14 protein-coding genes and 1 pseudogene are annotated in these 21042 nt (G+C 38.4%); 9 read left to right on the top strand and 6 right to left on the bottom strand.

The window, feature by feature from the left end; translation table 11 throughout:
* Positions 1-14 precede the first annotated feature (14 nt).
* Entirely contained in the window at positions 15-899 is an 885-nt protein-coding gene (gene corC, locus V6260_RS07580) for a CNNM family magnesium/cobalt transport protein CorC (RefSeq protein WP_341593499.1), read from the top strand.
* Positions 880-2451: an apolipoprotein N-acyltransferase gene (gene lnt, locus V6260_RS07575; RefSeq protein ID WP_341593498.1), complete on the top strand. Its 1572-nt coding sequence runs from the start codon at positions 880-882 to the stop codon at positions 2449-2451. The genes corC and lnt overlap by 20 nt, the downstream gene beginning before the upstream one ends.
* 600 nt (positions 2452-3051) lie before the next feature.
* Here the strand turns inward: lnt and V6260_RS19655 are convergent.
* The 4 genes and pseudogenes from V6260_RS19655 to V6260_RS07560 form a co-directional block, all read right to left on the bottom strand.
* Positions 3052-3173 (bottom strand): annotated as a pseudogene (locus tag V6260_RS19655) (IS3 family transposase); the annotation flags it as partial.
* Between the two features lie 134 nt (positions 3174-3307).
* Positions 3308-6124, bottom strand: coding sequence for a TonB-dependent receptor plug domain-containing protein (locus V6260_RS07570; RefSeq protein WP_341593497.1), 2817 nt, complete (start codon positions 6122-6124; stop codon positions 3308-3310).
* Positions 6125-6784: 660 nt separating this feature from the next.
* The gene (locus V6260_RS07565; protein ID WP_341593495.1) at positions 6785-9628 is read right to left on the bottom strand and encodes a TonB-dependent receptor domain-containing protein; all 2844 of its coding nucleotides are present in this window, start codon (positions 9626-9628) and stop codon (positions 6785-6787) included.
* A 222-nt stretch (positions 9629-9850) separates the two neighbouring features.
* The gene (locus tag V6260_RS07560; protein ID WP_341593494.1) at positions 9851-12193 is read right to left on the bottom strand and encodes a DNA polymerase II; all 2343 of its coding nucleotides are present in this window, start codon (positions 12191-12193) and stop codon (positions 9851-9853) included.
* 194 nt (positions 12194-12387) lie between these two features.
* Here V6260_RS07560 and dinG point away from each other — a divergent pair, with 194 nt between their 5' ends.
* Genes dinG through V6260_RS07530 form a run of 6 tightly spaced genes read left to right on the top strand, consistent with a single transcriptional unit; the run spans position 12388 to position 17225 of the window.
* Positions 12388-14463 carry an ATP-dependent DNA helicase DinG gene (dinG, locus tag V6260_RS07555; protein WP_341593493.1) on the top strand — a complete coding sequence of 692 codons (2076 nt, stop codon included), beginning with the start codon at positions 12388-12390 and terminating at the stop codon, positions 14461-14463.
* The gene (locus V6260_RS07550; RefSeq protein WP_341593492.1) at positions 14463-15239 is read left to right on the top strand and encodes a TSUP family transporter; all 777 of its coding nucleotides are present in this window, start codon (positions 14463-14465) and stop codon (positions 15237-15239) included. Before dinG ends, V6260_RS07550 begins: the two co-directional genes overlap by 1 nt.
* 1 nt (position 15240) lies before the next feature.
* The gene (locus tag V6260_RS07545) at positions 15241-15849 is read left to right on the top strand and encodes a primosomal replication protein (RefSeq protein WP_341593491.1); all 609 of its coding nucleotides are present in this window, start codon (positions 15241-15243) and stop codon (positions 15847-15849) included.
* Positions 15850-15862: 13 nt separating this feature from the next.
* The gene (locus tag V6260_RS07540) at positions 15863-16756 is read left to right on the top strand and encodes a histone deacetylase (protein ID WP_341593490.1); all 894 of its coding nucleotides are present in this window, start codon (positions 15863-15865) and stop codon (positions 16754-16756) included.
* A gap of 51 nt (positions 16757-16807) precedes the next feature.
* The gene (locus V6260_RS07535) at positions 16808-17089 is read left to right on the top strand and encodes a late competence development ComFB family protein (RefSeq protein WP_341593489.1); all 282 of its coding nucleotides are present in this window, start codon (positions 16808-16810) and stop codon (positions 17087-17089) included.
* Positions 17073-17225: a DUF2496 domain-containing protein gene (locus tag V6260_RS07530; protein WP_341593487.1), complete on the top strand. Its 153-nt coding sequence runs from the start codon at positions 17073-17075 to the stop codon at positions 17223-17225. Before V6260_RS07535 ends, V6260_RS07530 begins: the two co-directional genes overlap by 17 nt.
* 2 nt (positions 17226-17227) lie before the next feature.
* On the opposite strand, the gene V6260_RS07525 is transcribed toward V6260_RS07530, so the two are convergent.
* On the bottom strand, positions 17228-17755 hold the full coding sequence (locus V6260_RS07525) for a sel1 repeat family protein (RefSeq protein ID WP_341593486.1): 528 nt from the start codon (positions 17753-17755) through the stop codon (positions 17228-17230).
* A 105-nt stretch (positions 17756-17860) separates the two neighbouring features.
* Between V6260_RS07525 and V6260_RS07520 the strand changes: the two genes are divergently transcribed.
* Positions 17861-18745 (top strand): DMT family transporter, encoded by an 885-nt coding sequence (locus tag V6260_RS07520; protein ID WP_341593485.1) that lies wholly within the window; start codon positions 17861-17863, stop codon positions 18743-18745.
* 42 nt (positions 18746-18787) lie between these two features.
* Here the strand turns inward: V6260_RS07520 and V6260_RS07515 are convergent, their stop codons facing one another.
* The gene (locus tag V6260_RS07515; protein WP_341593483.1) at positions 18788-20986 is read right to left on the bottom strand and encodes an exonuclease domain-containing protein; all 2199 of its coding nucleotides are present in this window, start codon (positions 20984-20986) and stop codon (positions 18788-18790) included.
* Between the last annotated feature and the right edge of the window lie 56 nt (positions 20987-21042).

Here is a 21042-nt window from a genome sequence, read left to right as displayed (position 1 = left end):
AGCAATTAGACGCAATGAGCGACGATAACTCGCAATCTAGCCAGGGTTCTTCTGGCAAAACGTGGATGGGCCGCATAGCCCAAATGTTGCAAGGGGAACCCCAGAATAGAGAAGAGCTGGTTGAAGTAATAGCCGATGCGCAAGAGCGTGACGTAATAGATCCAGAAACCAAAGAGATGATTGAAGGTGTGCTTGGCGTATCTAAGCTTAAAGTGCGTGACATAATGATCCCGCGCTCACAAATGATCACTCTTGAGGTAGATAGCCCACTAGAAGAACTCATCCCTATGATGGTCGACTCAACTCACTCACGCTTTCCGGTAGTATGTGAAGACAAAGACCACGTAGAGGGGATATTGCTCGCTAAAGATTTGCTACCGCTTATCTTAAATAAAGATGAGCACCTACCATCACTGCGTGATTATTTACGCCCAGCTATGGTAGTACCTGAGAGTAAACGCGTAGATACCCTACTAAACGAATTTCGTCAGCAGCGCTACCATATGGCTATTGTTATTGACGAATATGGCGGTGTATCGGGCTTAGTAACAATTGAAGACATTCTTGAAATAATCGTTGGCGAAATCGAAGATGAGCATGACGAAGAAGAAGATCAACAAGATATTCGCCAGTTAGCTAAGCATGCATTCGCAGTACAAGCGCTTACCCCTGTAGATGACTTTAACGAGTACTTTAAAACAGGTTACAGCACCGACGAAGCCGACACTATTGGTGGCACTGTATTACACGCATTTGGTCATATGCCAAGTCGCGGTGAAACAATAGACATTGAAGGTTACCAGTTTAAAGTAACCAACTCTGACAATCGTCGTATCTTACAACTGCAAGTCACCGTACCTAAGGTGGATGAAAACGACAGTGAAGACTCTGCTAACTAAACTCACCCTGTTAGCAAAAGATAAAAAAGCATGGCTCGCACTTATTGCGGGCCTTCTTTTAACTTTTGGCTACGCCCCTTTTCAAATTTGGCCCATTGTATTTTTTAGCCTTGCCGCTATTATTTTTTGCATAAACCCAAACAACACAGGTAAAACTCACGCCAAAAAGGCCGCAAAATATGGTTTTATATTTGGTTTTGGCTGGTTTGGTGCTGGTATAAGCTGGGTACATGTATCCATTGCTACCTTTGGTGGTATGCCACTTATTGCCTCACTCTCCTTAATGGCATTTTTATGCGCGTACTTAGCATTATTCCCTGCGCTTGCGTTTTGGGCTGCAACACGCTTTGCAAGTGGCCCTAAGAGCTTTGGTGCATTACTAATAGTAAGCGTTGCAATTAGTGAATATTTACGCGGCACTGTACTTACTGGTTTCCCGTGGTTGAGTTTTGGTTACACACAAACTGACGGACCTTTAAGGCTGCTTGCCCCTTATATTGGTGAGTTTGGCTTAACGCTTTGCTGTGTCGCTATTGGCTTTGCACTATATAGACTTACCCAAAAGGATTTTAAAATCCCGGCGGTTACTACTACAACTGTTGCACTAATTTTTACAGGTGCAAACACCACTGGCAGTATTCATTACACAAATAAAAACATGTCAGTATTGCTCGTACAAGGAAATATTCAGCAACACCTGCGCTTTGAGCCAAGTGAATTTTGGACCACCATGAGCAAGTACCAAGACTTAACCCGCCCACATTGGGATGCTGATTTAATTGTATGGCCTGAAGCCGCAGTACCTGAAATAGAAGCGCTTGCTGATTCCTACCTAGGCAATTTAGACAGTGCTGCTTCGTTTAATAAAACCGCCCTTGTCACCGGTATTGTTGACTACCAACGAGACACCAAAAATATATTTAACACTCTTATTGTAGTCGGTAATAAAGAACGCGACGACGAGCTCGGCCACTATAGCTACTTAGGCAAAAACCGCTATCGCAAACATCAGCTACTCCCTATAGGCGAATTTGTACCATTTCAAGATTTTCTGCGCCCAATAGCACCACTATTTGACTTACCTATGTCATCGTTTACCCGTGGTGATAAAGTACAAAATAACTTGCGTGCCAATGGGTTTAACTTGCTGCCTGCCATTTGCTATGAAATAGTATTTGCCGATTTAGTACGTGGTAACTACAAAAGCGACTCAGATCTACTTTTTACCGTAAGTAACGACGCATGGTTCGGCGACTCTATTGGGCCATTACAACACATGCAAATAGCCCGCATGCGCGCATTAGAGCTACAACGCCCGCTGGTACGTGTTACCAACAACGGAGTAAGCGCCGTATACGACCCAATAAGTCACACACAACAAACCATGCCACAGTTTAAAGCTGCGACCATGAAAGCCGATATAAAGCTTATAAAAGGCGATAGCGTATATAGTCAATATGGCAACACGTTTATTTGGGGGATTATTTTATTGCTAGCTGCTAGTGGGGTTACAGTGAGACTTAGAAAAAAAAACTTACCTGCTGACGAATAATCCCCATATTACGTCAAAGGGTATGATTACTCTCAGTACCTGTACTCCACAACGAAATAACTGAAGCGATAATGCTAAATACCTAACATAAAGCAAAAATCTAGAAGTTTTAAAATGGTTTCTGTTAGAAACACTCTTTCACCGGAGTCGCCTACCACTAGATCGAATCAATATATAATTTCATGATTAAATACAATTTAACACACCAACGAAAAGGTATCTAAATAGTGGAACCCTATTTGTACCAATTCGCTTAGTGAAGTGATTTATTTTAAGGTAAGGAAATCATGTCAATAGCAAAGCAAAAATTTAGTTGTTTAGCTGTTCTCAGAAATTGCTTCTGCATTGCTCTTCCTCTAGGAACCATGCAGTAGTACATCAGAAATTTTTAACACAGTTAGTATCAGATCTAATCCCTAAAATTGATTAAGCATTATTGCGGATAGGTATTATTCAGATCCCAACCAAAATAAAGAAAAGATACCATTGCGAGTAATCAAATTGGCTTAACCTTTATACTAAGTTTGGCGTAAAACACTTACTTGCAAGCCCTAAATGTATATATACACATCAGCAAGGGACATCATCTTAGTAATTAATTAACCAAGTAAGCACGATTGAACGACCTTGTATGCCATAAATTTTTGGGCTTGTTTATAAATCATATCGCCCTTTTCTACAGCATCGACAACGTGCAATTTAAAGCCTAATGAATAATCTCGTTATGCTCGTTTGATCGGTGTATTATTTTACTTGATCATAATAAATCCTAAATGTGTAAACACATTTCAGGACGAGACAGTATTTGAAATAAAAAAGCCGTGATAATAATCACGGCTTTTAGACTTAGAGCTAATTAAAACTTAGTAGTAAAGCTTAACTGGAAATAACGACCAGTTACGTCATAAGCTTCACCAACAGTGTTTATACCTGATGCTCCACTTACTGAACTTTGGTTTGCTACAGGAGGTTGCTTATCAAAAATATTTCTAACTGATAAAGTAACATCTGTTCCATCTGTGATGTTATAAGTACCTGATAGATCATGATAAATAACAGTCGGGAAACGATTAAACTTGTCTAAAGGAGCACCATTTGTAAAGTTTTGGTTACCTTCGATATTACTATCGTTTGAGCTTGCCCAATACTTCATGCGCCATGATAGAGCTAGGTCATCAACAGCATAACCTAAATTTAAGTTTGCACGATTAGTAGGAGTTAATACTTCACCTCTGTAATCAATCTCTTCACCAGATTCAATTGATGTCTCAACATACTCATACAAATGATTCCATATCAAGTCTGCTGATAATTGACCGTAAGCAAATTCTTGCTTATAACTCAACTCTATATCTAAGCCTTTTGTGCTTAAATCATTTTCATTACTTGTACCAGAGCTAACTTCTGTCAAAGCACCTCTAGTATCACGTATTGCTCCACCACATGTTGCATCAAAATCAGATGGATCAACACTGTAGCATCGGTTCAATACAGTTGTTCTACCTGTAGTCGCAATTGCATTATCTACAGCAATATCGTAGTAATCTAGAGTTAATGAGAACTCATCCGTTACTTGCCAAATAGCGCCAACACTAAATGAATCAGATGTTTCTTCTTTTACATCTTCGTTACCACCAATATAACCACCTGTGCTCTGACGTTCAATAGTTGTCAAATTGAACGAGCCTTCAGTAGCAACTCTATTAGCCACTTCAGCGATAGAAAGACAATTAGCAGCTACATTTCCTGTAGATGATGCAGTAATTGCATCACAAGGATCTGCAACACCTGCAAATGTTTCACCTTTGCCACCGAATAAATCAGCAATATTTGGAGTTCTAATTGCTCGAGCTGCTGATGCTCTTAATTTTACTGTATCTGTAGGAGAGTACTGTACACCTGCATTCCATGTTGTTTGTCCACCAACAATTTCATGGTCTGAATAACGAGCGGCTAAATCTAGTTCAACATTTTCTAGAACTGGTAAAACAGTTTCTACAAAAACATCGTTAGTATAAAAGCTACCGTTTGTAGGCTCAGATTTATTTGTACTTGAAGCACCAGTTTGCGCTAAATCACCTGGAGAGAATGAACCTTTTTCAAGACGATGTTCTGCACCAACAGCTAGCCCAACCATACCACCTTCTAACTCAATAGGTAATTCACCAGAAAGGGTTGTTGAAAATATAAATTGCTCAACTTGACCTTGAGATTTTGCAGGTGACCTTACATATGCAACTGCTTCATCAGACAAAGTTCCTGCACCGAACAAATCTAAAGGCACACATCCTTGAAGTACTGCTAAATCATTAGAACATTGAATGTTACCTTCTGCATTAGTAAATACATCTAATGCATTTGCAGCACGTTCAACATTTATTTGACCACCATTTTCTTGGCGCTGGTCAGTTTTACCCCATGAAATATAAGAGTTTAAAAGCCAGTTGTCATTAATTTCCCAATCTATACCTGTCGCAATACGAATAGTATCACGCTCTAAATCTGTTGAGCGAGCACCAAACTCAACCATACGGCGAACTAACGTTGGAATATTATCATCCATTGTCAAATCAGGATTATCAGACATTAAATTTTGGCGCAAAAGTTCTGGAACTAAAGGGCTTCCCAACTTAATACCACCAACGCCACCACGTGAAGGTAGATATACATCATCTGTAGTAAAAGGAGTAGGTTCAATAGTCGAGTTGTATGTTTTAGATGAATTCCAGTTTACTTCCGTGAAAGAGTGAACACTATCTGAAATATCTTGTTTAAAGTTAACTGCTGCGTATTTACGCTCAAGCGGAGTCACTAGCTGTCTGTAAGAAGCACGATTGAATGAATTCTCATCACCTACATATGGCGTACCATCTGCATTATATACGCCAACACGGCCTTGAGGTGGGTATGAAGAGTTTTGAATACCAACATATTCACCACCTTCATCATTCAAAAATATAGCTTGGTCATATTTAGAGAAATCACGGTCAGATGATTTAAGACCTTTATCGTCATCATATCCAGCAGCAATTGTAACACTACCTGTATCCCATGTATTACCAGCCGTAAGGTTTAAAGAGTATTTTTCACGATCAGATTCATCTGAAATACCTGTTTGAGCATTAACCTCAACGCCTTCAAAATCGCTACGTGTTATAATGTTCACAACACCTGCAACAGCGTCTGAACCATAAACTGCAGATGAAGCGCTTTTAAGAATATCAATTCGCTCAATCATTGATGCTGGTATTGCATTTAAGTCAACCGCATAACCGCTTGAAGGAGAGACACCTGATACAAAGCGACGACCATTCACTAATACTAATGTTCTTGAAGAACCTAAATTACGTAGCGATGTTGTATTTAAGCCCACACCCGTAGTACCAAATGCACTATTTGATTGGTTTGAACCAGCAATAGTAACTGGTGACTGATTCAATACGTCGGCTACATTCAATGCGCCCATTTGAACAATATCGCTTCGCCCGATTGATGTAATTGGTACAGTTGTTTCAATATCAGTTCGTTTTATACGTGAACCAGTAACTTGAATACGCTCTACTTTTTCCACACCTTCATCAGCAGCTATTGTACTTGCAGAAAAAACAGCTGTAGATGCTGCACCAAAAGCAATCGCTAAGCGCACTGCTTTTGAAACTTGATTGTTTAACATTAGATTCTCCCTAGAATACTTTTTAATTATTTTAAAAATAGTCTGCGATTAACACAGAACATATTTTGGTTTGAATAGTAGTCCCAACCAAAGCAAAAGGTCAACACTTAGCTAACCAAATAAACTTCTTTATTTACAATACTTTAAATCAACAAAAATAAAACACGTTGCAATTTTATCATTATTGCATAATTGAGGATTATTGTTTTTTTGATCAAAACGAAACTAAAAAAGTTTCAACAAGTGATTTTTGCAGAACTACTTAGCTTTAGTAAGCTATCTATTTTGAGGAAAGGAAATAGCATCAATAACAAAAAACTCGTTATTTAATTGTTCTATACAAGAATTTTTCAACATGGTATTGCCAAGTTTAATCCTTTAAATTGATTAAGTATTATAACTGCTGGGTAATTCGACATAAAAATTGATAGATCAGGGAGGAAATATTAATCGCAATAAAGCTAGTCATTATGTTGGTTGACTATCTAACATGCTTGAATGGATGAAGTTATCTACATGTAAAAATAACGCGATACCAAGGCAAAACTTGCACCTACTCACTTAATTGAGCGACCTGCTTTTAGATAATAAAATAGTTATACACATAAAAAAGGCCCATAGTCATTGACTATGGGCCTCCTTAATTGAATATTCTAAACTTTAGAATTTCAAATTAAAGCTCACGTGTACGAAACGACCTAACGTATCATAAAAGCCAGCAACAGTATTTGCATTAGAAGATACTGTATTACCAACCATTGGAGGCTCTTTATCAAATATATTATTCATACCACCAGTGAAGGTTAAATGCTCGTTGTATGAGTAACTACCAGAAAGGTCAATGAAGTTATATGCGTCAATACCACCGTTTTCAATTAATGAAGTATCAGCAGTGCCATCATATTCAACTTCACCATAATAGCGCCATTTAACACCAACTCTCCAATCATCACGAATATAGTTCATGTTTGCAGTATGACGCCATTCAGGTGACGCAAAACAGTCTGTGCTAATATTACCTGAACAATCATAAGCTAAAGTTGAATCACCTAATATTGGTTCAACTTCTTTCTGCATGCTGTAGTAACCATTAATGTCGAAGTTTAAGGCACCCTCTTCTAGATCTATTTTATAAGCAGCTGTAAAGTCAACACCTTCCCATGTACGACCACCGATATTATCACTCAAGTTAGTTACAAAGCCTGCTTGACCTAACCATAAGCTACCTGAAGGGCTACGATTTACGTTATCACAAAAGAATGCATCGCCAGTTTCAGCACAGTTATTAATAATTCGCTCTGCACCAACTACCCCAATTACTTTTTCTATTTCAATTTTGAAGTAATCTATTGAAAAGTTAAAGTTATCGAATGGATTAGCAACTAAACCTACTGTGAAAGTATCCCCTTCCTCAGGTGAAAGATCTGGGTTACCACCAGCAAACTGATTATATTGACCAGCAGGAGATTCACCAATAAATCCATACTGGTCAGCACTTACACCAGTATTAGCACACTGACTAGCGTTGAAAGTAGGAGAGTCTCCAGAACAAGAATCCGCACCACTCCATAAGCTAATACTTTGAGCTGAGAACAACTCACCGATATTAGGAGCTCGAACTACTTTTGCATAACTTGCTCTAAATTTATAAGCATCAGCAAGAGTATAATCAGCACCAACTGAGTATGTTGTATCTGAACCCGTAGTTGAATAATCTGACCAACGCGCAGCTAGAGAAACATTTAGTTCGTCTAATACTGGTAACTGTAGCTCACCATAAACTTCATTTACGTCTATAGCACCGTAAAGACTTGGCGAAGGACCACCTTGACCTAGTAACTGACCTTCTTCATATACAGTATCAGAAATACGCTCGTAATCTTGTTCACGGCGTTCAAAACCAAATACAGCTGCAACAGGCAACGATGCAGTTGGTAAAGTCCAATCAAATTCACCACTCACGTAACCACTATAGATTATTTGCGTTACTAGACCCGTTTGAGTACCAACACCAGCTAATTGAGCTGCTTGCTCAGCAGTTACACCGCCATATTCAAATACGTTATACAGTAAACATCCAGCTTCAGCATCACACTCAGTTCCAACAGCACCAACACGAGGAGCTATTTTAGGTGCTAGTAAGTCATTTTTGTAAACTGAACTTGAAGAAGTTGATGAATAGTTATAACTAATATCATACGACCAACTATCGTTAATTTCACCTTCCATACCTGTTAAAATGCGGTATGAAGTGTGCTCTAGGTTATCCTCACGAGGCCCACCTTCGACGTTACGCTTACCAATATAAGCAACAAATTGATCACCCGCAGATTGACCGAATAACTCTTGCAGCTGTTGTTTTTGCGAATCAGAAATTAAAGGGTTATCATAGTCAAATAAGATTTCTTCGTTATAAAACGTACCAGACTCAGCAATTTGGCCAGCCGTTCTATTATGCATAAATGAGAACTCTAAGTACGGTCTAAAATGTTCATTAATTTCATAATCAATAAATGTACCAAACGTAAAACGCTCATTTGGTCTTAAAAAGTGATTTACTGGTGCGTAGTTATAACGGTACCCATCATCTGGAATAAAATCTTCACCATTAGGGTTAAGGTAGCCATATAGATTTTGTTTGTAATCAACTTCACCATCTACAACAGGGTATATGTCAAAGAAAGGGTTTGGGGTAGTACCTGAGCCACCACATACTTGGCCAGCACCATCCAGTGCACATGAAGAGTAATCACGTGTACCCTGCAATAACTCTGTTTGACGGTTATATGTTACATAACCAACTGCATGACCTTTACTGCCATCGAATGAGCTACCTACTGTAAAGTCAATGCTGTAAGACTTAGCGTCAATGCCCGTGTTACCAGTTTCGTAATCGAAACCTTTATCATCCATTAAGCCTTGGATATATTTGTTGTCATTATTATGTTGGTAACCAGATGTTCCGACATTCAATGAAACACCATCAAACTCATCATTCATTACAAAGTTTACAACACCGGCAACAGCATCTGCACCGTATACTGCAGCAGCACCACCAGTTAGCACATCAACACGTTTGATTAACGACGCTGGAATTTGGTTAATATCTGCAACTTGTGAGGTAATACTACCAGCCTGCATTCTGCGGCCATTAATTAATACAAGCGTTCTGTTTGAACCTAAACCACGTAAATCAACCGTTGCAGTACCCGTTGCGCCATTTGCTAAGAAAGAACTCTCCGCAGCTTCAATTTGTGGTAACTGATTAAGAACATCTTCAACACGAGTAAAACCACTAAGCTTAATTTCTTCAGCAGTCATAACTGTTACCGGGCTAGATGTTTCCAAGTCTGTTCTTTTAATTCTAGAACCAGTAACTTGAATACGCTCTACTTTTTCTATACCTTCTTCAGCCGCAAAAGAGCTCGCCGAAAATGCAGCTGTTGATGCTGCGCCAAAAGCAAGTGCGATACGCACCGCTTTAGCTACTTGATTGTTTAACATTTGATTCTCCCTGGTGTCACTACTTTTAGTAGCAATCATTATTTATTTATTTTTATGGTTACAGCTAATTAACAGTAACTGAAACAAATAATAAACAAAAAACATTAAAAAGCCAATAGAAGTTAATGGGATTTTAAAAAAAAGTGCAAACAATACAATAAATAGGAACAAAAAAGAGATTTATAAGAATGGAAAGCAAAAGAGTTGCCATTTTAGGTATTATTAAAAAAGGTCACCTTGAACATTTAACCCTAATAAAACATCACAGTGCAAAATAACACCTACCATTTCAATTAATGGTACAATCTGTTTTTCTAGATAAACTGCATAGTCATAGCGGTGTATGCCTTGATACAGCTCAACTCCAGCAGTTGTGTAAACGAATGTAACAAATTCACCTCTATTGACCGTAAATTCGCTATTTTTTTTCTGGTGTTTTCTAACTGCTTGAACATGAGGGGGGATATTTTTCCTATAATCGATTAAGTTTTGACCTAATCTCTTTTTGAAAATGAGTAAATGATCAAAATCACCTTGGTATAGCTTTGTTGTATAGTCTTTTAAAAGTTCATCTATACTCAGTTTTCCATCAAAAAGACTAGTAAATAGGTCTAATTGGAACCGCTGAGCAAGTTTAGTCCAATCACTTCTTACTGTTTCTAGCCCTTTAAATACTAATTTTGATTCGTTTGATTTAATTAACTTACCGACATAGCGCTTTTTAGAACCAACTAGCTTTCCTCTTATGGTTGGCAAAAAGAAAGGGCTATAAAGAGATTCAAATTCTATTTCTAAATGACTTGCTAAGTTGTGCGTTTGTTTAATCTCGTTAACCCAATCTGTAGTTATCTTTTTAGCTAAAAACACGCCAATTTCATTACATTCGTCGCGGGTTAAATCATCATCTAACTTAATAAATGTCGAATCGGTATCGCCATAAATAACGCTATAACCAAGCTCTTCTATCCATTTTTTAGTTTGTAGCATTATTTCGTGCCCACGCAGAGTAATAGAGCTTGATAACCTGGGATCGTAAAACCTGCATCCTTTAGAGCCTAAAACACCATATAAGCTATTCATTATTATCTTAATTGCTTGAGAAAGCATTTGATCTTGATTGTCTTTGGCGAGTTGCCTTTGCGATGCTAAGCTTTTAATTAATAAAGGTAAATGATGTTTATCGCGCGAGAATACGGCTTCATTAAAACCCTGCACACTTTGGTTAGGGTTTTTTAAACCTTCTATCAGTCCGAGTGGATCAATATAGAAAGTTTGCATAATACTTGGGTACAAGCTTTTAAAATCTAAAACAATGACATTTTTATAAAGCCCAGGAATAGACTCCATTACATAACCGCCAGGGCTTTCAAATGTAAGTCCATGATCGCCCATATTAGGGGCAACATAACCGCTGCGATGCAGCAATGGTAAATACATATTAATAAAAGCAGCGACAGAGCCGCCCTTTTTTTCAAGCTCTAATCCTGTGAGCTTTGTTCTTATAATAGAAAAATCGAGTAGCTTTAATTTATCAAAAATTTTATTTACCAAAATACAATCTTGTCGATTATATTTTGCTAAAGAAAGCTTATCTTCATTAAATTGCCTAATAATTTCCTGCAGACTATTAGCCGTGTCGATTAATTTAGACTCACCCAACACTTGATTTGAAACATTAGCTAAAGAAAAACTCTCAAAGCTGTATGTACCATTTTTTAAAGTGTCTATTCCATCAACCACACATCGCCCAGGGATCGATACACGAGTAAAGTGTCCTTTGCGAACATATAAAGGTTGATCTCCCCTACCCAGTAATAACTTAATGCCTAGGGCTTCAGCTCTTTCATGAATAACCGAAAAATCGAACTCAATTACATTCCAGCCAATTATGACATCAGGATTGCTAAGCTTAATAAAATACTCTACCTTCCTTAGCAGCTCAGCCTCATCTACACACCAAATAATATCAAACTCTAGGTTTTCAGCTTCTCTATCTGGCTCGCCAATCATTAAAACACAGTCTAAATTGCAGCCCACAAGTCCAACAGAAAACAAAACGCCACTTTCGTTACATTCAATGTCTAACGAGAGCTTATTAAGAGCTGGGGAATACTCATCATTTGCTTTTAATTTTGCCTCTGTTACTAATGTATAACCTTTTTGATAAAAAACATTACCCGTTATCCACGCTCCACCTTTTATAAAGCGCTCCATTAAGTAACGCTCTATTGGTCGAATATCTTCTTCAAATAATACAACGCCACGTTGCTTTAAAGCTTTAGCAGCAGAATAAAAATGTTTAAGTGATTTGAAGTAACAGGCAGACATATCTTCTTGCTGAAAGTTTTTTAACTCAAGGCTTTTAATATTAAAACTAAGTGATTCAGCTACTAATATTTCATTCGCTATTTCAGCATCTTTGCTTTTAATGAAAAACAGTGCACTTTCGTTAGCCGATACTGTTTTTATAGGCCCTTTATCACTACAAAACCACGCTTCGTAGCATATGCCTTTAGCAGTATCGTACGCATGAGAGGAAACAATAAAACCGGCTGTTAAGTACACTATTACTAAACCTTATACATATATATGTAACTTTTCACTTAATTCAAAATGCTTTAAAGCCATAAACTAAACCTAAATAAACACTCAGAGACTTTATTTTGCTAAATTAATTTCATCACTTCTTGTAGTTACACTCTTATAACTCTAAAATCCATAGCACTGTAATTATATACATACTTTAGGTAAATCATCCCATGCTTTCTGACTCACTAAAAAAAACAATTAGGCAAGTACACCAGCATGTGGCTAGTAACCTAAACGATTATCGCCCTCGTAGCAGTCAAAACTACCTTGTAGCCGAAATAGCAAAAACACTTGCTGGCGAATACCATAAAAAGCAGCGCATTTGCGTAATTGAAGCTGGCACAGGCACAGGTAAATCTCTTGCCTATTGTTTAGGCGCATTACCGCTTGCCTTAGCGCAAAAAAAGAAGCTCGTTATTTCTACCGCAACGGTTGCACTGCAAGAGCAATTAATAGCAAAAGAACTGCCATTTTTTAAAAAGCATTCAGGCCTCGACTTTAAATTTGACTTGGTAAAAGGTCGCCATCGTTATATTTGCGCTCATAAACTACACAATGCTGTTAATAGCGATAGCCAAACACAAATGGATTTTATGCCAACGCTTACCTCACCACTAAGTGCAATGGAAACCAAGTGTTTGAATGAGTTATATAACGCTTATGTAAATAAAAAATGGCAAGGCGATAGAGACAGCTGGGCTGATACAATCCCCGACAGAGTATGGAATTTAATAGCCTGTGACAAACATTCATGCCAGCGCCAAATGAAAGCACACCAAACGTGTCCATTTCAGCTTGCTCGTAACCAGCTTATGCAAATGGATGTACTGGTAATTAATCACTCTTTATTACTTGCTGATTTAGATTTAGGTGGCGGTAAAATTTTGCCCGAGCCCGACAACACCATTTATGTAATTGATGAAGCGCATCATTTAGCGCACATCACACGCGACTTTTCATCTGCTGCTGCCACAATTAAAGGCACCATAGAATGGCTTGATAAGCTCACCAAGTTTAGCGGGAAAATGGCTAAAGTTTTAGTGGGGCAAAAAGCAATAGGGCAAAACTTTAAACTTTGCGACAGTATTAACGACGCAAACAAAGATTTAAAAGTAGTTCGCGATATTCTTGATAATGCCGATTTTGAATACTCAAAAGACGATACTTATCGCTTTGAGCACGGTGAAATTCCAGAATCACTGCACAGTAAAGCTAAAGACATAAGCGAAGCCACGCAAGATGCGCTGCGCTGTTTAAACAAAATGCACGACACCCTTACTCAAGATGTAAGCGATGGCGACATAAAACCTTACATTGCCGACCCAATACTAGGGGAAAGCGGACAATACATAAACCGGTTAGAGCAACTAAACAAACTATGGTTTAGTTACGCAAAAAAAGGCGAAGGTGCTCCGCATGCACGGTGGATAAAACGCCTTGAATACAAAAGCCATCACGATCACTTATTAAGCGACTGCCCTATTGAGGTCGGTTATTACTTAAAAGATAAATTGTGGCGAGAATGCGCGGGCGCTGTTTTGTGCTCTGCCACATTAAGTGCACTCGGCTCGTTCGATCACTTTGCTTACGAAACAGGACTTGCCAAAGAAGAAGGCGTTAAATTTATTAAAGTACCTTCTCCTTTTGATTACCCAAAACAAGCCTCTTTACGTATTCCGGTATCTAAAGTAGAACCTACCGATAAAGACTTTAGTGATCACCTAGCGAAAACTTTACCAGAGTACCTAAATGATAAAAAAGCGAACCTTGTACTATTCGCTTCTTACTGGCAAATGGACCACGTAACAAAACTTCTTAGAACAAAAGGTTTTAACTTATTAGTACAAGGTGAGATGTCGCGAGAAGCGTTGCTTAAATTACACACTAAAAATGTAGACCAAGGCAAAGGCAGCATTTTATTTGGAACACAAAGCCTTTCGGAAGGTCTTGATTTACCTGGTAAATATTTAGAGAACTTAATAATTACTAAAATTCCGTTTGCTGTACCTACGTCACCAATAGAAGAAGCGCAAGCAGAGTTTGTGCAAAGCAAAGGCGGTAACCCGTTTTTAACGATTACCGTGCCAGACGCCGCAAAGAAATTGGTGCAAAGCTGTGGTAGACTGCTGCGAAAAGAGAGTGATGAAGGCTGTATTACTATCCTCGATAGACGCTTAGTTACTAAGCGATACGGTAAAGCCATGCTCGACACCCTACCACCTTTTAAAAGACAAATAGATTATTAATGTTTGAACTCGCACTCGATCCAACAACCTGGGCTGTTTTATGTGCTGTTGCACTTGCCGCAGGTTTTATAGACGCTATCGCCGGTGGCGGTGGTATGCTAACTGTGCCCGCTTTGCTAACTGCAGGCTTACCTCCTCATTTAACATTAGGCACCAATAAATTAGCGGCAAGTTTTGGCTCGTTAACGGCAAGCTATACCTATTATAAAAAGAACTTATTTAGTCCAAAGTTTTGGGCAGCCTCTATTATTGCTACTGCAATAGGTGCATTAATAGGCACTGTTATTGTTGATCATTTAAGCATCGATTTTTTAAACAAGCTACTGCCTATTATTATTATTTTAGTGGCAGCTTATAGCTTATTTGGTAATTTAAGCACCACAGAAGGCGATGCGCTCCCTAAACTAAACAAAGCGATGAAAATAAAACAATGGCTACAGGGGTTAGCATTAGGCTTTTTTGACGGTTTAGCAGGCCCAGGTACGGGAACATTTTGGACTGCTTCTAATGGCATGCTTTATAAAATGAACTTGCTACTCAATTGTGGCTTAGCGCGTTCAATGAACTTTGTGTCTAATTTTATATCCCTCATCACCTTTGTAGCACTCGGCCATGTAAACTTTTTACTTGGCATAACAATGGGCTTTTTTATTATGCTAGGCGCATGGCTTGGGGCACATTCTGCAATACGTTTTGGTAGCAAATTTATTCGCCCTGTATTTAATACTATGGTTATACTTTTAGCATTAAAACTAATTTACGAGGCTTACTTTTAATATGCATTCAGTGGCTTTAGATAAACTACGTCAACAAGTTGCAACGCTAAAACAACAAGCTGAGCAATTTGATAAAGCTAAACTGTTTTCTAAAAATCGTTACATGCAAGCGCAACCGAGCTTGTTTGACCGCGCAGTTTTTAGTACAAAAAGCATGAACCTAGCCGATTACGTAATTGAAATAGAAGACGAAATATCGCGATTACCGCCAAGCGAGCGTCGTCATGCTTATACTTACGCACTTGAACGCATAGGCGCACAAGTGCAAGCAGTTTTTAACGTCATTAAATCAACGCCTATTTGGGTTAAAGAAAACAAAAGCCATTATAAACCACGCCCTAAGCAAACAGTATATAAGCAAGCTGTGCAAAAAGTAATGCAATCATCCCATGAGCTTTACGACGAATTAAAACAAAACCATGAGTTTGAACGCCGTTTAGTGCTCATGATTGAAGAACGTAAAATGCAAATGGATAAAGCCTCGCCTGCTAAAGCACAAAAGCTTAACCTTGAAATATTAAGCACACATGCCAGGTTAGGGCGCTGCAGAAAAGCAATTTCTGCCACCGAAGATAAAATTCAACAAGTAGAAAAACAGCAGCTGCGTTAAGGCGCACTTTACTATGCAGCTTTATTATCACCCATTGTATTCAGACCTTATACTCCCAGAACGTCATCGATTCCCTATTCAAAAGTATAAATTACTTAAAACCGAAATAGAAAATCTAGGTGTTTCGGCTATTCACTTTCAAGAGCCTATAAAAGCAACCAAATCTCAACTTTCGCTATGTCATAACCAACGTTATATAGATGACTTTTTAGCTGGCGGGTTAAGCGATAAAGCAATTAAAAAGATGGGATTTCCCTATTCGCAACAACTTGTAGAGCGTACTCTTTTATCAATTGGCGGGAGTATTCAAGCTGCTGAAGCGGCTTTTAGTCACGATCTAACTTTTAATTTAAGCGGTGGTTATCATCATTCTCATAGCGATTTTGGTAGTGGCTTTTGTATTTTTAATGATTTAACTATTGCAGCAGCACATTTAATAAATACAGAGCAAGCCGACACTGTTTTAATTTTTGATTGCGATGTACACCAAGGCGATGGCACAGCACAAATCACTCAAAATCATGACCAAATTATTACCTGCTCAATTCATTGTGAACAAAATTTCCCTCGTAATAAGCAGGAGTCTACCTACGATTTTTCATTGCCCGCTAAAACAATAGACGCTGAGTACCTTGCTACATTAGAGCAAGCACTCGATTTTTGCGTACGCATTCATAATCCCGATATTATTTTGTATAATGCAGGTGCTGATATTTACACAAAAGACGAGTTAGGCTTGTTTGATGTATCGCTCAATGGCGTATATAAACGCGACTTTTTTACTCTCAACTTTTGTAAGCAACGCCAAATCCCACTAATGTGCGCTTTAGGTGGCGGTTATCAGCGTAATTTGAGTTCACTAATTAATGTCCATAAACAACTATTTAAAGCCGCTATCGATTTATAACAAACCATAGTATAGACTCAGTTAAACGGATTATTTTAAAGCGGTGCGAATATGCGATTACACGAAGATATACACAATTTTTACGAAAAAATTGTGATCGAGGAAGTTATCAAACTTAAACTTGATAAAAAATACGATGAAGATGTAATGGCTGACTTTTGTTGTACAGTACTAAATCAGCTCCCGCCACGATATATTCGCTACGATGTAGATATGGCGTTTTATTTACCGCAATCAGAACGCATACATATGGAACAACGTGTACAAACAGCAATAAATGTTGCCATTAGCCAAATATCAAAAAAGAAAGAGTTAAATGACAAGCCCACTTGATCAAGCCCCTACACATATTAAACTTGCAGTAGATTTAATTATGATACTAGAGCAACACAATGTTGCTCCAGAAGAAGTACTAAAAGCACTTGAAATAGTTAAAAGCGACTTTGAAAAGAAGCTAGAAAAGCTATAACCCTATTCTATTATTTGTATTTCGTGCTCGGTAACGATACCTTCGTACTTAGTGCAATCAATTTTAACTTCACCAAATGTACGCCTAGGCGAAGTTGAACGACGACAGGTCATATTTTGTGCCTTAACGCCAAATTGCGTTATGTACAATGCTACTGTTTCGTCTATTTGTCGTTTTTGCTGCGTAGTCGCTGCACTGTAAAATGCATCGTATTGCGCAGACCAATTTTCGACCCCCGCTTCCTTTGCAACACCTAGCCACCCCATCCCTAGTTTAGTAGATTGCTCCAAGTATTGGCCTTTCAAAAACATAAATGCCAATGTGTACTGTGCGCTTTTATAGCCTAGCCCAGCAGGCTTTTTTAAATAATTGAAAGCGGCCTCGAACTGCTCTTTTCGATACGCTTTAATACCATTGTATTCATTCTTTTTCATAGTGGTATCACTATAAAGGTTGATTGGGCTAGAATTACATCCACCCAACAAAGTGATAAATACCATAGAAGCTGCAACTACTGAGAACTTTTTCATTCTTATCCTTAATTTATTATTTTTATGTGCCGGTTCCGAATATGGCTTACAGTGTTTATAAACCCTGCTATTCTAAAAGCCAATCAACATAATTAAAATACTATCATGACCTTAGCAAGCTTACTGCGATTATTTTTTCTGGCCGCAATTTGGGGCGCATCATTTTTATTTATGCGAATGGCAGCTAATAGCTTGGGGCCTGCAGTATTAATTGAGTTTAGAGTTGGCTTTGCCGCAGTTACTTTATTTATTGTTGCCTTATACTTAAAGCGCCGTTTAGCATTTACTGAACACAAAAAACACTTTTTTATTATAGCCGTGTTTAACTCAGCTCTGCCGTTTTTATTTTTTGCCTATGCAGCACAAACTATAAGCGCTTCTACTTTATCAATTTTAAATTCAACAACCCCTATTTGGGGGGCAGTAGTTGGTATTTTATGGACAAAAACAAAGCCAACCAAAAGTATGGTGCTTGGTTTATTGCTTGGCTTGATAGGTGTTGCAATACTTGTTGGACAAAATCACTTTGTACTAAATAGCCAATCAATCATAGCCGTAGTAGCGGCATTAAGCGCTTCACTTTGCTATGCCATTGCATCGCATTACACTAAAAATGCGCCTAAATTGGCTCCATTCGATAACGCTCATGGCTCAATGTGGGCGTCGAGTTTTATAGTATTGCCACTTATTTTATTTATGCCAATACGTGAAATTCCAACCACCAACGTTATGCTAGGTGTATTAGTACTGGGCGTAGTATGTACTGCGCTTGCGTATATATTATTTTTTAAACTTATTGACGATATAGGCCCAACTTCAGCACTCACTGTCACCTTTTTAATTCCATTATTTGGCATCTTTTGGGGGCATTTATTTTTAGATGAACAAATAGGGCCAAATACATTACTAGGCGCACTATTTGTAATTATAGGCACTATGCTGGTTACTGGTTTTTTACCACGGAAAAGGCACTTAGCTAAAACAAGCTAAATGCTTTTAATTTATACTACTTCTTAAGTTAAGATTTACTGTTTATTCACTAATTTGGGATTGCTGAATAAGTAATAATAACTCAGCAGTAGCCGTTGCATCGGCCAATGCGCGGTGATGGCTGGTTAAATTTAAATTAAAATGCGCACTAAGGTTACCAAGTGAATACGACTTTAAGCCTTTAAACGCTTTGCGCGATTCAACCACGGTGCACATTTTTGGCATTTTAAAAAAGTGCCCTGCAACCTCACACTCTTTTTTAATAAAGCCGTAGTCAAAGTTCACGTTATGGGCTACAAAAATACTGCCTGCGAGTTTATCTAATAGCGGCTTGGCTATATCGGCAAATACAGGCGCGTTATAAACCATACTGTCGCTAATACCGGTTAATGACGTAATAAAGCCAGGTATATGGCGTTCGGGGTTTACTAAGCTTGTCCAAGTATCAATTACTTTACCGTGCTGCACTTTAACAATGCCAATTTCGGTAATTCGGTTGCCGCCTTTTAAGCCGCCCGTGGTTTCTATATCAACTACGCTGTAAACACGGTTTGGGTCTACAAACCACTTAACTGCAGCAATATGTACTGTAAAGCCCACATTTTTTAAATTATCTATGGTGGTAAGTTGGTTGCGCCTAAGTTTGTCGCCCGGTGCTTTTACTTCTTCAAAATGTACTTTGCCATTATTGATAACCATTAAGTCGGGGTAGCCGTCTTTTAGTTGTAAATAATGTTTACTCATATTTGTTAAATGATTAATTAATGCATCAAATGGGCTGTTTAAAATAAGCGCTTCTAGTGGCTCTAATAAATCGCTGCGCCATCTAAATAAGCCATTGGGCTGATCAAAGTATTGCGCTGCATTTTTGCATACCAAATTAAGTAATGCTTGCGTCGTTTGGCACTGTGCTAAGCGCTCATTTATTTGTGTTTGCTGCGCTTCATAAAAATTACCAAGCCTTAACACCTGCGGATAAATATCAAACTCATTGCATGGCGGGTAAGGCGACTCCACAAATAACTCATGCCAAAATACTAAACCAAACAAACTTTGCCAAAGCGTGTTTTCGGTATTAAATACCTGCATACCTTGGCGAGTATAATAATCGTTTACGCCCTGCTCTACTTCACCTCGGTACAGTTCATCTATTTCTAGCACGCACTGAGTGTCGGCAAGCATGGCACTTAAACGCGAACGTGTTTTTTTATTAAACTTACGCATTAAAAAATCGTCAGCAAAATAAAGTAAATCATCCGTAAGGGGATTTTCGATAATGGCTTCTAACCGTGCTTTTACCCACTCTTTATTGCCAAGCCTGTATTGCTCTCTTATTTGAATTTCTTGTGCTTCGCTATCATCCACACACACTTCAAGTAAACTAAAAGCAAGTTCGCTATCAACTGTTTTTAGCTGCCTATAAAGCCTAACTAATAATCTATTTTTTAATGCAACGGCTATTGCACCATGTGCAGCTTGCACTAAAACCTGCGACGCTAAAGCAACGTAATCGCTCTCATCTGTAATATTTTTAAATGCTAACCGGTAACGGTTTAATAAATAGTTTGATTGCGCTTCGTCAAGTGTTTCAAAGCGCGACAAACTCTCGCTGTGTCCTTCGCGCGTAGCGGTTAAGCCTAAGTCACGCATTACAAAACGGTTTTGATGATTCACATCGCCACTGCTTAGTTTGCCTGCAAATAAAAACTCAAAATACTCGTAGTAATCACTGCGGTTATTAATTACATACTGGCTATAAAGTGGCGCAAGCTCTTGTGGGCATGCTTTAAAAAACTCACGCGCAATATCCACCAGCACACCTTTAGCGGCGCTCTTTTTAAAGCTTATTTGCTCAGGGTAATTACTTAGCAACTCCAGCAAAGCAGGTTTGGTTAAGTGAGCCAAAAGCTGCTGGTAATGCTGCTCATTTGGCTCAAATAAAATGCCGGCTTTTTTTAGCGTATAAATAGCCTGATGCGGCGAGGTTATTTCTTCATAATTAAGCGATTGCGCCTGCACCAAATAAGGCTTGCGCGAGTACACACGCGCCAACATGCACTGGCTTTGCTCATCTAGCTGGTTAATTTTACTAATAAATTCACTATGCTTGGGCTCAAGTAAATGCATACATTTACTTGTTACAAACTCAATAAGCTCTTTAAAATGCGCTAAATAGTATTTTGCTGGTAATTCTTTTTTCATAACATCGCCACAACTGTATATAAAAACAGTATCCAGCATTTGTGCTTATTATTCAATCTTAAACTTGTAATCAGTAATGCTTATAGTTGCCATAT

The sequence above is a fragment of the Pseudoalteromonas aliena genome (assembly GCF_038155085.1).
Taxonomy (GTDB): domain Bacteria; phylum Pseudomonadota; class Gammaproteobacteria; order Enterobacterales; family Alteromonadaceae; genus Pseudoalteromonas; species Pseudoalteromonas aliena_A.
The sequence above is the reverse complement of the archived record's forward strand: the minus strand, read 5'-3'. Positions and strand labels throughout refer to the sequence as shown.

Bases quoted from the DNA above. Each gene is read 5' to 3' on its own strand.
- corC (WP_341593499.1), top strand. From the start codon at position 15: ATGAGCGACGATAACTCGCAATCTAGCCAGGGTTCTTCTGGCAAAACG.
- V6260_RS07570 (WP_341593497.1), bottom strand. From the start codon at position 6,124: ATGTTAAACAATCAAGTTTCAAAAGCAGTGCGCTTAGCGATTGCTTTT.
- V6260_RS07565 (WP_341593495.1), bottom strand. From the start codon at position 9,628: ATGTTAAACAATCAAGTAGCTAAAGCGGTGCGTATCGCACTTGCTTTT.
- dinG (WP_341593493.1), top strand. From the start codon at position 12,388: ATGCTTTCTGACTCACTAAAAAAAACAATTAGGCAAGTACACCAGCAT.
- V6260_RS07550 (WP_341593492.1), top strand. From the start codon at position 14,463: ATGTTTGAACTCGCACTCGATCCAACAACCTGGGCTGTTTTATGTGCT.
- V6260_RS07545 (WP_341593491.1), top strand. From the start codon at position 15,241: ATGCATTCAGTGGCTTTAGATAAACTACGTCAACAAGTTGCAACGCTA.
- V6260_RS07540 (WP_341593490.1), top strand. From the start codon at position 15,863: ATGCAGCTTTATTATCACCCATTGTATTCAGACCTTATACTCCCAGAA.
- V6260_RS07535 (WP_341593489.1), top strand. From the start codon at position 16,808: ATGCGATTACACGAAGATATACACAATTTTTACGAAAAAATTGTGATC.
- V6260_RS07530 (WP_341593487.1), top strand. From the start codon at position 17,073: ATGACAAGCCCACTTGATCAAGCCCCTACACATATTAAACTTGCAGTA.
- V6260_RS07525 (WP_341593486.1), bottom strand. From the start codon at position 17,755: ATGAAAAAGTTCTCAGTAGTTGCAGCTTCTATGGTATTTATCACTTTG.
- V6260_RS07520 (WP_341593485.1), top strand. From the start codon at position 17,861: ATGACCTTAGCAAGCTTACTGCGATTATTTTTTCTGGCCGCAATTTGG.
- V6260_RS07515 (WP_341593483.1), bottom strand. From the start codon at position 20,986: ATGCTGGATACTGTTTTTATATACAGTTGTGGCGATGTTATGAAAAAA.